General features: G+C 62.4%; 15 protein-coding genes. All 15 read right to left on the reverse strand.

Translation table 11 applies throughout. The features are described from left to right. Positions 1 to 37 precede the first annotated feature (37 nt). The 15 genes from RMV17_RS01995 to RMV17_RS02065 are packed head-to-tail and all read right to left on the reverse strand — an operon-like array spanning position 38 to position 13,990. The gene (locus tag RMV17_RS01995) at positions 38 to 763 is read right to left on the reverse strand and encodes a methyltransferase domain-containing protein (RefSeq protein WP_311885183.1); all 726 of its coding nucleotides are present in this window, start codon (positions 761 to 763) and stop codon (positions 38 to 40) included. Then, the gene (locus RMV17_RS02000) at positions 760 to 2,007 is read right to left on the reverse strand and encodes an NAD(P)/FAD-dependent oxidoreductase (protein WP_311885185.1); all 1,248 of its coding nucleotides are present in this window, start codon (positions 2,005 to 2,007) and stop codon (positions 760 to 762) included. The genes RMV17_RS01995 and RMV17_RS02000 overlap by 4 nt, the downstream gene beginning before the upstream one ends. After that, positions 1,994 to 3,154, reverse strand: coding sequence for a sodium:proton antiporter (locus tag RMV17_RS02005; protein ID WP_409373125.1), 1,161 nt, complete (start codon positions 3,152 to 3,154; stop codon positions 1,994 to 1,996). Before RMV17_RS02005 ends, RMV17_RS02000 begins: the two co-directional genes overlap by 14 nt. Then, positions 3,154 to 5,493 carry an MMPL family transporter gene (locus RMV17_RS02010; protein WP_311885189.1) on the reverse strand — a complete coding sequence of 780 codons (2,340 nt, stop codon included), beginning with the start codon at positions 5,491 to 5,493 and terminating at the stop codon, positions 3,154 to 3,156. Before RMV17_RS02010 ends, RMV17_RS02005 begins: the two co-directional genes overlap by 1 nt. Next, the gene (locus tag RMV17_RS02015; RefSeq protein ID WP_311885192.1) at positions 5,477 to 6,079 is read right to left on the reverse strand and encodes an outer membrane lipoprotein carrier protein LolA; all 603 of its coding nucleotides are present in this window, start codon (positions 6,077 to 6,079) and stop codon (positions 5,477 to 5,479) included. The genes RMV17_RS02010 and RMV17_RS02015 overlap by 17 nt, the downstream gene beginning before the upstream one ends. Further along, positions 6,076 to 6,501, reverse strand: a complete 426-nt coding sequence (locus tag RMV17_RS02020) for an acyl-CoA thioesterase (RefSeq protein WP_311885194.1) — start codon at positions 6,499 to 6,501, stop codon at positions 6,076 to 6,078. Before RMV17_RS02020 ends, RMV17_RS02015 begins: the two co-directional genes overlap by 4 nt. Then, on the reverse strand, positions 6,494 to 8,038 hold the full coding sequence (gene hutH, locus RMV17_RS02025; RefSeq protein WP_034152935.1) for a histidine ammonia-lyase: 1,545 nt from the start codon (positions 8,036 to 8,038) through the stop codon (positions 6,494 to 6,496). Before hutH ends, RMV17_RS02020 begins: the two co-directional genes overlap by 8 nt. Continuing rightward, positions 8,019 to 8,966, reverse strand: coding sequence for a glycosyl transferase (locus tag RMV17_RS02030; RefSeq protein ID WP_311885197.1), 948 nt, complete (start codon positions 8,964 to 8,966; stop codon positions 8,019 to 8,021). The genes hutH and RMV17_RS02030 overlap by 20 nt, the downstream gene beginning before the upstream one ends. Next, positions 8,963 to 9,697, reverse strand: coding sequence for a glycosyltransferase family 2 protein (locus tag RMV17_RS02035; protein WP_311885199.1), 735 nt, complete (start codon positions 9,695 to 9,697; stop codon positions 8,963 to 8,965). The genes RMV17_RS02030 and RMV17_RS02035 overlap by 4 nt, the downstream gene beginning before the upstream one ends. Positions 9,698 to 9,756: 59 nt before the next feature. Continuing rightward, a complete protein-coding gene (locus tag RMV17_RS02040) occupies positions 9,757 to 11,436 on the reverse strand; it encodes an AMP-binding protein (RefSeq protein WP_311885201.1) in 1,680 nt (559 codons plus the stop codon). Then, positions 11,433 to 11,978, reverse strand: coding sequence for a hypothetical protein (locus RMV17_RS02045; RefSeq protein ID WP_311885203.1), 546 nt, complete (start codon positions 11,976 to 11,978; stop codon positions 11,433 to 11,435). The genes RMV17_RS02040 and RMV17_RS02045 overlap by 4 nt, the downstream gene beginning before the upstream one ends. Further along, positions 11,975 to 12,229, reverse strand: a complete 255-nt coding sequence (locus tag RMV17_RS02050; RefSeq protein ID WP_034152930.1) for an acyl carrier protein — start codon at positions 12,227 to 12,229, stop codon at positions 11,975 to 11,977. The genes RMV17_RS02045 and RMV17_RS02050 overlap by 4 nt, the downstream gene beginning before the upstream one ends. 9 nt (positions 12,230 to 12,238) lie before the next feature. Further along, positions 12,239 to 12,499 (reverse strand): phosphopantetheine-binding protein, encoded by a 261-nt coding sequence (locus RMV17_RS02055; RefSeq protein ID WP_016983882.1) that lies wholly within the window; start codon positions 12,497 to 12,499, stop codon positions 12,239 to 12,241. Continuing rightward, entirely contained in the window at positions 12,480 to 13,289 is an 810-nt protein-coding gene (locus RMV17_RS02060) for a lysophospholipid acyltransferase family protein (protein ID WP_311885207.1), read from the reverse strand. Before RMV17_RS02060 ends, RMV17_RS02055 begins: the two co-directional genes overlap by 20 nt. Continuing rightward, positions 13,265 to 13,990 (reverse strand): beta-ketoacyl synthase chain length factor, encoded by a 726-nt coding sequence (locus tag RMV17_RS02065; protein WP_311885209.1) that lies wholly within the window; start codon positions 13,988 to 13,990, stop codon positions 13,265 to 13,267. Before RMV17_RS02065 ends, RMV17_RS02060 begins: the two co-directional genes overlap by 25 nt. Between the last annotated feature and the right edge of the window lie 265 nt (positions 13,991 to 14,255).

Here is a 14,255-nt window from a genome sequence, read left to right on the forward strand (position 1 = left end):
CCACAGGGTTTCGGGTGTGCAGGTCGATAGCTGTGCATCAGAAAGTACCTTGCAGCGGCTTGCGCGCTACCACGTTGACCAGCGTTTCCTCACGCTGCCCGAAGGGTTTCGGCTTGCGCACCCCAAACCGCTCCAGCAACCCAAAATCCTTCGACCGGCTCCACCACAGATACGGGTACGAAACGTTGCGTTCGGCAAACTCAAACCCCTGCCCGCGAATCATTTCCAGATACTGCGCCGCACTCTTCTGCACGTGCATCGGATGGCGGAACAACCAGCGAATCACCCACGTATCAATGTATGCCTCGGTGGACTCGGCGAACAGCAGATAGCCGCCCGGTTTCAGCACCCGATAAAACTCGGCGAGGGCCTTTTCCTGCTCGACCAGATGATGAAAAGTCTGATGGCAGAACAGCAGATCGACACTGGCGTCCGGCACATTGAGCGTCGCGCAATCGCTACCGATCAATTCCACGTCCAGATCCAGCCGCGCCGCTTCTTCGCAACTCAATTCAAGGCTGTGCGGATCGGCATCAACGCCGATCAAACGCTGTGGCGCAAAGGTCTGGCGCAGATGACCGAATGACTTGCCTTGACCGCAACCGGCGTCCAGCAACACCGGGTTTTCCGGCAGCGTTTCACTGAACAAGCCGCGTAAATCATTGATCGCCACGCGCAACACGTGGTGCTGCCAGGTGTGGCTGCGCAGGAACCAGAAACCGAAACGGGTTTCCTCGACGTAGCTGTCGCTCAAGTAATTCATGTGGCGTCCTTTGCACAGAGTTCGGAAATCATCTTCAAGCGGCGGCGCGCTTCGCTGACGAACGGGTTGCGTTCGTCCCAGGCGTAACCGGCGAGGATCGAGCAGATCATCCGGCGAATTTCCGCCTGGCTGTCTTCATAAAAAATCACGTCCTGGAAGGTGCCGGCGTACCAGCCCTCGACGTAGCAGCGAAAGGTGTCGACGCCGCGCTTGAGCGGTTCGGCGAACTCGCTTTGCCAGTCGACGGTTTCGCCCTGCAACTGACGGTGCAAAACCGCTGCCGCCATGCTCGCCGAACGCATGGCGATGGTCACACCGGAGGAGAACACCGGGTCAAGAAATTCTGCCGCGTTGCCGAGCAAGGCAAAGCCTGGCCCGTGCAGGCTTTTCACATTGGCCGCGTAACCGCCGAGCGTGCGCGCCGGGATGTCCCACACAGCATTGTCGAGTACGCCGGCAAGGCTCGGGGTTTCGGCGATGAAACCGCGCAGGCAGGCATCCAGATCGCTGTCGCGGCCGTTGAAATGCTCTTGCGCTGCGACCACACCCACCGAGCAGCGTCCGTTGCTGAACGGGATCGTCCAGAACCAGATATCGCGGTGTTCCGGATGGGTGGTGACGAGAATTTTTTCGCGGTCGAACGCCGGGTTGTCGATGTGATCTTCGACGTGGGTGAACACTGCCTGACGCACCGGGAAATTCGACGGTGCTTCCAGGTCCAGCAAGCGTGACAGCACACGACCGTAGCCGCTGGCATCCAGCACAAAATCGGCTTCGACGCGGTATTCGCTGCCGTCCTCGCGGCGCACGTCGAGGTGCGGTTTCGCTCGGCTGAAGTCGACGCTGACGATGGCATCGCCGTAGCGGATTTCCGCGCCTTGCAGCGCTGCTTGATCGGCCAGCAGTTTGTCGAAGTCGGCGCGTTGCACCTGAAACGTGCTCGGCTTGCCATCGGTGAAGGTGTCGCTGAAATCGAAGGCGCTGTAGCGCTCGCCCCAAGCGAAGGCGGCGCCGGTCTTGCGCTGGAATCCGGCGGCGTTGACGGCATCGAGCATGCCGGCCTCTTCGACGAAATCCAGGCAATGGCTGAGCAGGCTTTCGCCGATGGAAAAGCGTGGAAAGTGCTGGCGCTCGAGCACCAGCACATCGTGGCCCTTGCGCTTGAGCAGCGCTGCGGCGATGGCGCCTGAAGGGCCGGCGCCGATGATCACGACCTGACGGGATTCCATTTCAACGATTGGCACGTGAACTCCGGGGCAGAGGATGTTGCAGATTCAAAGGCGCGCGATGCAGGCCGATCAGGGCCGGTAGCAGCGTCGCGATCAGGCCCATCAGCATCAGCGCGAAGTACAGCGCCGGGGTGATGAGCTGTTGTTGCAAGAGCAAATTGAGAAAGACGATTTCGCTCAGGCCACGAATGTTCAGCAGCACACTTTCGCGCCAGCGGCTGGCGCCTTCGAACGAGGCGCCGGCCCAGCCGAGGCCGAGCCAGTTGCCGAGCAGTTTACTGGCAATCGGCAACAGCAGCAGCGCCGCCCATTGCAGCGGACCAAGGCTGGAAAGGGCGCTGTGCACGTCGATCTGGACGATGCCGAACGTCAGAATCAGCGGAATCGCCAGCCACGTTTGCAAACGGCTCATCCAGCGCGCCGGCAACGGTAGCACCAGCGGCACTTTCAGCGCGGCCATGCACAGCAGGTAGCCGATGCCGAAGATCAACGCGTTGAGTTTGTAATGCTCAGCCATCACCAGCAGTGCAAAGAAACCGAGGCTGTAGGTCAGCGGCCGACGCACACGCAACAGATTTAATAGCAGCGGCACACAGGCGAGACCCAGCGGCAGCAACAGACTGCTCAGATGCAGACTGCCCTGGGCGAGGCCGAACAGTGTCCAGCAGGTCAGATCGATGAGGATCGCGGTCTGCACCAACCGGCGCGTGGCGGCGGGCGGATAATCGATGTGGCGCAGGTAAAGGTACAGCACCGGGATCGCGGTAATCGCGAACACCAGACCCACGGCCAGCGAGTTGAGCCACGGTTGCGCCGGCAGTAGCCAATACGCCGCGGCAAGGCCACAGGCGAACGGCACGACAAAACTCGGCACGGCGATTTTCACACTTTGGCGATCGAGTTTCAGATCGATCACGTCACTGAGAATGTGCCCGAGCAGCAAGGCAAAGCTCAGGCTGTAGAGGTTTTTCAGCCAGTCTGGCGCGATCAGTTCGGCGCCACTGAGCTGCCAGCCCGGTTCGATCCAGAAGTACATCAGCAGCGGCAAGCCGAAGCTCGCCAGCAGCAACTGGCTGACAATCGGGATCAGGCCGAAATGGCGGCCAATACGAGTGGCCACGGCGAACAGCGCCATGGCCAGCACCCAGAAACCGAGGACCATCACGTTGCTGGCTCCGCGACTGTCGCGGCGTGTTCGTGACGTCCGGCCCACGGTGCGAGCATGAAGCTGAAGGCCAGACCGAGGCTCACCGACAGGCCGAAATTGCTCACCGCCGGTGTGCTGGAAACCGCCAGCAAACCAAACGACAGCCACGTCGTCACAGCGGCGAGCAAGGTGCCAAGCAGGCTCACCGCCGCACCACCGACTTGTTCACGCATGAGAATCGCGTAGTCGACGCTGATCGCCGTGACCAGCAGCAGGCCGAACAGGCTGAACAGGGTCAGTGGCTGACCGAGCCAGCCAAGGCTGGCCAGACTGCACAGCGCCGCGAGCAGCGGCAGGGCAACAATGCGCAGCGCGCCGCCGAGACCAAATGGCAGCATCAACACCAGCACGATCAACACACAGGAGGCGAGTTTCAGTTCAGCAGCGCTGATTTGCGTGGCGGCAAAAACTTCATTCAATTCCCCGAGGCGATCGACCAACACCACCCCTGGCAAATCGAGCGCCTGTACCCGCAGCAGCGCCGGGTTATTCAATCCTTGCAGACTGGTCATTGCCGCCACGCCGTCTTCGCTCGGACCGAGCCAGAGCGTGCGATAAGGCTCGCCGAGCGGGCCGGCCAATGCCGCGTCGATGTCTTCGGCGGGCACAGTCTGCAATTGCTGTAGTTCGCTTTGCAGCGCGGCGAGCGGCACGCCGAGGTCGAGCAGTGGCTGCCAATATTGCGGCAGTTTGTTCAGTGCCTGGCGTACCTGTTCTTGCTGGTTCGGCGGGCTGACCAGTTGATCGAGGGCGAGATAGCCTTGCAGCTTGTCGAGGTTGACCAGTTGCTCCAGACGCTCGCTCAGCGCGGCCTGCCGCTCGAGCAATTGCTGCTGATTGTTGGCGCGCACGAGGAAAAACTGGCTGGTCGGCTGATAGCCGGTGATGCGCGCGATGGTCTGCGCTTCGTCGGTCAGATGTTGCGGTGCGCCGACCCATTGGCGGATGTCATTCTTGCTTTGCAGCTGCACCAGACCACCCACACAGAAGGCGATCAGCAGCGCCAGCAACACCGGCGTACGCACGCGTTCGAGGAGTTTTTCGCGCAGGTTGACCATGCGCTCGGCCAGATGCAGCGGCCATTGCGCGGGACGCAGTTCGACGTTTTTCAACAGCGCCGGCAACAGGCATACCGCCGACAAATACGCGCCGAGCAGGCCGGCGGCAGAGAACACGGCGATTTGCGTCAGCGCCGGGAACGGCGTCCACGCCAGTGCCAGATAACCGATGGCGCTGGTGATCAGACTCAGGGTCAGACCAGAAAGCGTCAAACGCAACGCCGGCCAACTGCGCCAAGGCTTCAGGCTCCAGCTCTTCGATAGATAATGCAGCGGATAATCCACCGCCACGCCGATCAGACTGGAACCGAGCACCAGCGTCATCACATGCATATGGCCGAACAGCGCCACACACGCCACCGCGCCGAACAGCATGCCGACCAGCACCGGCACGAACGCCAGCAACACGCGCCAGCGACGAAAAGCGAGCAACAGCAGCAGCAGAATGCCGACCGTGGCACCGCCACCGACCCAGGTCATTTCGCGAGTCGCTTGCTGCTGACCGTTGGCCGCATACAACAGGCCACTGGCGGCCAGCAGTTGCACGTCTGATTTCGCGGCCTGCTCGCGGCTGTGTTGCAGCAGCGCGGCGACTTGCAGCGGCAGGTTCATATCGAAGGCATTGCCGGTGGTGCGTGCGCGCAGCAGCACCCAGCTCTTGCCGTCGGCATCGGCAATCAACGCGCCGCTGCCGATGTCCAGTTGTACCGAACCGTGCTGCGGCTGGCTGTTCTGGATGCGCCCGGTCAGGCCGAGCCAGTCGTCCTGACTCGGCACCAGACTGAAACCGCTGAACGGGTCGAACAACGCCTGCACCCGTTGCTGAATGAACACGTCGGGGTGTTCGATCAGCAATTGTCGGTCGTCCGCCGAGAGCATCGCCAATCGCCCTTGCAACAGTTGTGTGCGCAGCGCTGGCAGGTCTGCTTGCAGATTCCACTGCACCTTTTCGAACAGGCCGCTGGCTTGCCATTGCTCGCCCAGCGTCTGCGCCATGGCCACGGCTTGCTGGCGATCGGCGTGGCCGACCAGCACCAGCATTTCGCGGTTGAGCGGCTCCTGCATGCGTTGCTCGGCGCGCTGTTCAAGGGCGTCCGGGTGAGTGCCGGGCACCAGCTCCATCAGGTTCGCCGACAGGGGCGCACCGTCGCGCCATTGCCAACCGGCCAACGCGACGACCGCCAGCAGCAGGATCAGGAAAAACCAGGGCAGCCTGCGTTCACTCGGCAAAGTCATGTTGCTCCGCGTCGCTCAACGGTTGGCCAGCGGTGCTGTCCTGCATGCGCAGCACGGTGCTGTCGCCCTGGGTTTCCAGCAGTTCGATGGTTTGCACCAACGTGCCGCCGTCGATATTGATCTGGTTGAACACTTGCTTGAGCAGCAGGGAACGCGGGGTCAGGGTGAGTTTCCACTGCTGTGCGTCGCCGCTCAGCGCCAGTTCGAAATCCCGTTGCAGGCCACTGCTGTCACCTTGCAACACGGCGAGGAACAAACGGTTTTGCTCGGCGCCGGCGCTCTTGTTCGGCAACAACTGCCAGCCATTGCTGTCACGCCGGGCGATGCCCTTGGCGGTGATACGGTAATCCTGCTGCAGCGGCGTTTTCAGCAACCAGAGCAGGCCGTGGTTTTTGGCGAGGACGAAACTGCCCTTGCTGATCAGCGGCTGGGGCAGGGCGCGCAGGTGTTTTTCCTGTGTGAAATGGCCGTGGATCACGTCCGGTTTCGCCAGTTGCGCGCTCAGTTGTTGCAGGTCGAAGGCATTGGCCAGCGCTGACATCGTCAGCAGCACCAATACGCTCAGGCTTTTAACCAAAACATTCATCGCAGCATCCTTTCCACGGCATCGGTGAAGACTTTCGGCGAAGCCAGTTGCATCTCGCGGCTGCTGACTTCAACGGCGACCTGCACCGAGCTGGCGCGGGTCAGGCGCTCGCCGCTGTGCAGGTCGGTGATCAGGTAATTGATCTTCAGACGGTTTTCCCATTCGACCAGACTGGCGCGCACATTCAGGCGCTGACCGAACACCGCGCCGCGCACATAGCGCAGTTGCAGGTCGATGACCGGCCAGGCGAACCCGGACTCGACCATGTGCGTGTAGTTGTGGCCGATCTTGTCGAGCAGCGCGCAACGCGCCACTTCGAGGTATTTGACGTAATGGCCGTGCCAGACGACGTGCATGGTGTCGATGTCGAAAAACGGCACAAGGATTTCCGTGTCGGCGTGAAGCACTCCGGCGCTACGCATGCAGCCTCCAGTGTTGCGCGGCGATGCGTTGCAGGCACAGGCGCAATTCGCCTTCCAGGGCACGGTCTTCGATCACCGGCGGGAAGTCCTTGGCCAATTCTGCGTGCATCGCCGCCAGCGATGGCGGCAGCGGCCGGGCGTCTTCGGCCTGGGCGCGCAGCCACACGCCTTGGTTGGCGGCGAGCAGGGTGGCGGCGGCGACCTGTTCGGTCAGCTCCAGCACGCGGATCGCATCGCGGGCGGCGATGGTGCCCATGCTCACCTTGTCCTGGTTATGGCACTCGGTGGAGCGCGAGAACACGCTGGCCGGCATGGTGTTTTTCAGCGCTTCGGCGGTCCAGGCGCTGGTGCCGATCTGCACGGCTTTGAAGCCATGGTTGATCATCGCGCGGTCCGCTGGCGCGCCGGAGAGATTGCTCGGCAGACCGTGGTTGTAGCGCTCGTCGACCAGCAAAGCGAGCTGGCGATCCAACAGGTCGGCGACGTTGGCCACGAGGTTTTTCAGGCTGTCCATGGCGAACGCAATGTGGCCGCCGTAGAAATGCCCGCCGTGCAGCACGCGTTCGGCTTCGGCGTCGATGATCGGGTTGTCGTTGGCGCTGTTCAGTTCGGTTTCGATAAACGAACGCAGCCAGTTCAGGCTGTCGGCCAACACGCCGAGCACGTGCGGTGCGCAGCGCAGCGAATAGCGATCTTGCAGGCGATGCAGCGGCGCGGTCGGCGCGTCGATCGCCAGATCCTTGCGCAGCCACGCAGCGACCTGCATTTGCCCAGGATGCGGTTTGGCGGCGAACAGACGCTCGTCGAAGTGCTCCGGATTGCCTTGCAGCGCGACCACATTGAGCGCGGTGATGCGCGTGGCCAGTTGCAGCAGGTAGTCGGCGCGAGCGAAAGCGAGGCAGGCGAGACCGGTCATCACCGCAGTGCCGTTCATCAGTGCCAAGGCTTCTTTCGGGCGCAGCACCAGTGGCGTCCAGCCGAGTTCGCGATGCACGTCGGCGGCCTGACGGCGTTCGCCACGGAACATCACTTCACGCTCGCCGGAGAGTGTCGCGGCGACGTAGGACAGCGGCGTCAGATCGCCGCTGGCACCGACCGAGCCTTCCTCGGGAATCAGCGGCAGGATGTCGTATTCGAGAAACGCGTGCAGGCGTTCGAGAAGCTCTACGCGCACTCCGGAAACACCGTGGCACAACGACTGCAAACGTGCCGCCAGCACCGCACGTGTGGCTTGTGCATCAAGCAGTTTGCCCAGCCCGCAGCCGTGGAAGGTGTAGAGATGACGCGGCAGCGCTTCGACGTGATGCAACGGCACCGCGACCACGCAGGAGTCGCCGTAGCCGGTGGTCACGCCGTAGATCACGCCTTCCTTGTCCAGCAGCGAATCGAGGAACCGCGCGCCCTTGGCGATGCGTTCGCGATAGTCGGCGTCGCTCTGCAACTGCACGGGTGCCTGACGGTTGGCCAGGGCCAGCACGTCTTCGATGCGCAAAGGGCGTTCGCCGAAGGTTACCGGCTCATGGGTTGGCGTGGTCATCGGTCTTCCAGAAAGGGTAAAAGTTGAACCATTGTTGCGGCGCTTCGAGGCAATAGTGACTCAGGCGCTGCGCATACCGGGTGGCCCACTGATGAATGACCTGCTCGCGCTCGCTGCGCTTCCATACCACGGCGTCGGCGAAGGGCTCGAGGGTCAGGCGATAGTGGCCGTCCGGCTGTTTCAGGCACATCAACAGATTGACCGGGCATTTCAGCAAACCGGCCAGCAGCCACGGGCCTTGCGGGAATGGCGCCGGGTGGCCGAGGAAGTCGACGGTCACACTGCGGCCGCCGTGCAGCGGCACGCGATCGCCGGCAATCGCCAGCCACTCGCCGCGCTCCAGCCGTTCGTGCAGTTGCAGCATGATCACCGGGTCGAGTTCGCTGACCTGAATCAGGCGCAGATTGGTCGCGCCGGCTTCACCGAGCAAGCGGTTGAATTGCTCGGCGTGCTTGGTGTGCACCAGCACGTTCATGGTGACTTTCTCGCCGATCTCGGCCAGTGCGCGACAGACTTCGAGATTGCCCAGGTGCGCGCCGACCAGCAGTTGTCCGCGACTGCCGCGCAACTGATTGCGCAGCAGCGCCGGGTCGATGATTTCGATCTGTTCGATACGGAGTTTGCCGTTCCACACGTCGAGCTTGTCGAGCATGGAGTCGGCGAAGGCCATGAACTGGCCGAACACCCGCCAATGTGTCGGGCGCAATTCCTCGCGCTGGCTCCATGCGGCCAGGCGCTGCTGGTATTGCCAGGCACTGCGCCGTGCGGTGCGGCCGAACAGGAAAAAGTACAGAACGATGCCGTACAGCAATGGGCTGAGCAGGCGTCGGCCAAGGACCTTGGCGGCGAACGCGGTGAATCTCATCAGCAGGAAACTGCCGCGCTCTTCGCGGTCAGCCCAGTGCTTCTTGTCGGCCTCGCCAGTCATGCGCGCCACCGCCGCCAGAGGATCACCGGGAAACGCAGCAACATGCCGAGAAACAGCCGCGTGTGCATGCTGGAAATCAGCGCGTTGTCGTGGAACAGACGGAAGTGCGACACGCCGTCCAGCGGGTAGTGCACGCTGGTTTGCAGCCAGCGCATCGGCTGATTGCGCCACGACAGGCGCACGAGAATGTCCGAGTCGAAATCCATGCGTTTGCCGACTTTCGCCGAGTCGATCACCGCCAGCGTTGGGGCCAGTGGATAGACGCGGAAACCGCACATCGAATCGCGGATCTGCAGCGACAGCGTGTTGATCCAGACCATGACGTGGGTCAGATAACGTGCGTACAAACGGCCTTTCGGCACGCTCTCGTCGAACAGCGGATAACCGCAGATCATCGCCTCGGGATGGGCGCGGGATTCATCGACGAAACGCGCCACGTCGTGCAAGTCGTGCTGGCCGTCGGCGTCGACCTGCAATGCATGGGTGAAGCCCAGCAGCGCGGCCTCGCGCAGACCAGTCATCACCGCGCCGCCCTTGCCTTGGTTGGCGGTGAGGCGTACCAGATGCACGTTGTCGCGCTCGGCCAGAGCGTCGAGGACCCTGGCGCAAGAGGGCTTGCTCGCATCGTCCACCAGAATGCACGGCAGGCCTTGCGCGAGCAGAGCATCGACCACAGTGCCGATGGCAGTTTCGTGGTTATAAACCGGGATCACTGCACAAGGATTATGCATACCGGTGATCCCTGCAGGAGCGAGCCTGCTCGCGATTGAGTGCGCAGCACTCACCAAGATCAATCATGCTCTGCACCCACAAGAATCCGCCCACTGGAGCAGGTTGCCGTGTCATTACGGTAAGCGAAATACAACTTGCGGCGCTCCGGATCGAAGCGCAGGTGCAACTGGATTTCATCGCCGGGGCGCACCAGTTGCTGGAACTTCAGCACTTCCATGCCGGCAAACGGGCCGGTCAGGTTGAGCAGTTGGCGACCGAGGTTCAGTGCCCATTCCACCTGCACCACGCCGGGCAGGACCGGGGCTTTGGGGAAGTGGCCGCTGAAGTAGGCCAGGTCCGGGGGCACGCTCAGTTGCAGGCTCCACTCGCCAGCGGTTTCGACTTGTTCCAGCACTTCGGGCGCTTTCGCTCGCGGTGCCATCAGCAGCGCTTCGATATCGGCCTGCGGCAGCTTGCCTTGGCTGTTCAACGGCAATTGCCGCACCAGTCGCCAGCGTCGTGGCAGCGCCAGGGCTTCGCAGTGTTGGCGCAAATGCTGGCGCAGGGTTTCGGTCAGGCTGCGGCGGCCGTGTTCACGCAAGGCAAACAGGCCCGACTCGCTGAGCACCAGCAACGCACCGAGGGAGGCGCGGTTTTCCTGCACTACGCCGAGACGTGCTTCGGCGACCCAGTCGTGGGCAACCAAGGCTTGTTCGAGCATCGGCAGCGAGATGCGTTTTTCTTCCAGTTTGATGATCCGGTCCAGCCGTCCGAGCAGTTCGAAGCGGCCATCGGCGGCGATGCGCGCGGCGTCAGCGGTGTGCTCGATGTGGCCTGCAGGCAGGTAGGGCGAAGCAACCAGCAGCGCACCGTCGCTATCCTGGCTCAGCTCGACACCGGCAAAGGGTTGCCACAGCGGTTGGCCCTGACGCCAGGCGATACCGCCGGTTTCCGAGCTGCCGAGGATTTCCGTCGGCCATTGCTGCAAGCGTTGTTGCAGGCTCTGCGCAGCTTCAAAGGGCAACGCGCCGCCGGAGGAAAACACCCGGCGCACGGCGCTCAGGGCTGGCCAGTCGAGGTTGTCGCCCATGCGTTTGAGCAACGCCGGGCTGGCGACCCAGGCGAAGGCTGGATGTTCGCGGCTGGCACGCTGCAAGTCTTCGGGGAACGCCAGTTGTTTGCGCACAAACGGGCGTCCGGCGCACAGCGGCCACAGCACCCGAAACAGCAAACCGTAAATATGCTGGGTGGCGACGCTGCCGATAATGCAGGCCTCACCGAGACCCGCGCCCCACAGTTGTTCCAGCGCTTCGACCTCGTTGGCCAGTTGGCGCAGGGTCTTGTCGATGCGTTTGGGCTCGCCGCTGGAGCCGGATGTGCACAGGCTCAGGCGACACTGGTCGAGGTCCAGTTCGGCGCCGGCTAGCGGCGGCTGCTGAACGTCGTTCAGTTGCGCATCATCGGCTTGATCGGTCAGCCACAGATCGACTTCAGCCGACCAGCGCTGGCGGGTTTGTGCTTGCAGATCCGAAGGCAGCAGAACACTCACGCCGGCACGCCATGCGCCCAGCAGAGCGATAGCCAGTTCGGCGGCATCTTCCAGGTGCACAGCCAGGCGTTTCACGCCTTGCGCTTGCAGACCGGCGGCAACGCTCAGGGCCTGTTCGCACAGTTGTGTGTGTTCGAGGGCCGGTGCGTGGCTGATGGCCCGCGCCGGCACAGGCTTGAGCAACAGCTGCTCAAGTTTTATCCAGTTCATGTACGGCCTCTTACCCGTTGTCGTATCAGCCATTCAATGGCAAACATCAGGCCGATCAATCCATAGGAGATCAGGCCGGTGTACAACATCCACCAATTCAGCGGCGCCCACAGGGTCAGCAGGGCGGCGCACAAACCGTTGCAGAAGAAAAACACGCTCCAGGCCACGGTGACCTTGCGCGTATAGCGAATCGCAATGGCCGGCAGCTCTGGCTCACGCAGGCGCGCCAGGCGCTCGACCATCGGTGGCCCGAATTTCAGGCTCAGGCTGAACAGCACCAGCATGAAGCCGCTGATCAGCACCGGGTACCAGCGCAGCAACAGCGGACTGTCGAACAGCGCCAGCAGCAGGCAGAACACAATGGCCACAGCGGCCATCCACAGGCTGCCGGGTTTGCGTTCGCCGGTCAGCGCCCGCGCCAGCCACAGGCTGCCCAGCAGCAGACCAAACTGCCACGGGGCAAAGTGCTCCATGCCGAAATACACCGCAAAGGGGTACAGCAGACCGGCCAGCAGCAGGCCGAGGCCGATCAGTCGGCTCATGCGGCCGGTTGAACCAAGCGGTAGACCGCCTCGACCACGTCACCGACAGTGCGCACCGATTTGAATTCGTCGGCGGCGATTTTGTAGCCGGTCTGGCGCTTGATGTGATCGATCAGATCGACCGCGTCGATGCTGTCGATTTCCAGATCCTGATACAGGTTGGACTCCAGGCTCACACGGGCCGGATCCAGTTCGAACAGCTCGACCAAGGCAGCGCGCAGGGTGTTGAAAATATCGTCACGAGTTTGCATGGTCCGGTCTCAAGCTGCCTGTTTTGCCGTGACGAATGCCGCAAGGCTGGCCACGTTGGTGAAATGGTTACGGGTGTCTTTGGCGTCGGCGTCGATTTTGATGCCGTATTTTTTCTGGATCGCCAGACCCAGTTCCAGCGCGTCGACGGAATCCAGGCCCAGGCCTTCGCCGAACAGCGTCTGCTCATCGCCGATGTCGTCGACGCTGATGTCTTCGAGGCCGAGGGCATCGATGATCAGCAGTTTGATGTCACGATTCAGATCGCTCATCTTCGGCGAGCTCCTTAATGAAGTAGGTGTGCAAATAATCGTTGAGCTTGCGCGAGGCCTGCGGTGCGGGCCCCTGCGCGGCGAAAGTCTGTGGGTCTATATCGGCCCCGACGCGAAAACTGAAGTGCACGCGGCGGCTGGGGATCCGATACCAGGGTTCGGCTTTGGTCAACGTGGTCGGGCTGACCTTGATGATCACCGGCGTGAGGATTTTCGCACCGCGCAGGGCAATTGCCGCGGCGCCCCGATGGAAGGCTGGCGCCTGGCCCGGCTGGGTGCGGGTGCCTTCCGGGAAAATGATCAGGGTCTGGCCGTTTTGCAGGGACTGCGCGGCGGCATCGAGCATGTCCATGCTGCCGTCGTTGCTGATGTATTCGGTGCTGCGCAACGGGCCACGGGTGAAGGGGTTTTCCCACAGGCTTTTCTTCACCACGCAATTGGCCTGGCGCACCAGGCCGATGAGGAACACCACGTCGATCAGCGACGGGTGGTTGGCGATGATCATCTGCCCCGGTCGACCCAGACGTTCGGCGCCCTGAATGTCATAGGTCAGCACGCCGGTGCGGGCCATGAACCGCACAAAAAACCAGAACAGCCGACTGACGGTCTCCCGCGCGCGCTGGCGATGCACAACGGCGTCACCGGGCAGGCAAGCCAGCAGCGGAAACACCAGCACACGCAGGCACAGCCCGCCTAGCCCGAACAGGGTAAAGCTTGCGGCGGTGGCCAGCAGGCGCCAGTAATAGGCATCGCGGTTTTTTTCGGTCACGGATTGCGTTGCCAGGTCCATACACGATTTTTCCAGGCATGTTGGCAATGGGTTTGCTGGCCAAGCAGGGTTTGCAACAGATTGAGCGCGTGGGGCCAGTGCGCTTTTGACCGTGTTTCTGTGACGCTGTTCAGGGTCAGCCGCCAGTCGGTACCGGGGGTCAGCAAAAGACCGAGCGCGTAGGGAAAAGGCACATCGTCGATCCACGCTGAATAGGCTTCGGGTGGTTGTTCTTCGGTGATCACCAGCAGCACCGCCGGGGCGCCTTCATTGAGCAGCGCCGCCGCTTCGAGCATGCCGTGCTCAAGACCGTCGCCGGCCGCGGCGAGGGCAGTCATTTCGCTGGTTTCGCCACGCATGATCGACCACAGGCCGATGATCGCGTTGTGCACGGACAGGCTGAACTGGGTCGGCGACAGCGGCTGCTCGGTCGCCAGATCACTGAGAATGTCGTAAGTGCGTGGGGTTTCACCGTGGCGCGAGATGAATACCAGCGGCAGATTGTCCCGTCCGTCGGCCAAGGGCCAGCCAACACTGAACGCCATCCGTGCCAGTCGGCTGAGGCGGCGGCGCTGCATGGCCGGCAAGAACGACACATCGGGCGCGGCATCACTGCGCTGGAGCACGACCGGTTGTCGGCTCCAGGCCTGCCAGGCGTCCACGCTGTCGAGGCCAGGGGCCCACGCGCGCCATTGGGCGATGTTGAAGTTGATCACGGACATTCATCCCGCCCCTGCGGGCTTTTGTTGACGCGTTTGGTCGCCAAAGCCGCAGCAGGCTTGACGTGGCGCTTGGCGCCGGGTGGCGCGCATTATCCCGGTGCGACGAGTGTGTAGCAAATGCTGGTTACATTTTGCGCAGCGAAATGTACCGAGTGGTTCGCAAGAAAACTGTCACTTGGCCATTATCCAGATTGTCAGCGGCTTGTCTGTCGGGGATCTCGGCGATCAATGGCGGTAATTGCGCTATCTGTCCGCGGATATTTGC

This window comes from Pseudomonas sp. VD-NE ins, assembly GCF_031882575.1.
In the GTDB taxonomy this organism is placed as follows: Bacteria; Pseudomonadota; Gammaproteobacteria; order Pseudomonadales; family Pseudomonadaceae; genus Aquipseudomonas; species Aquipseudomonas fluorescens_BZ.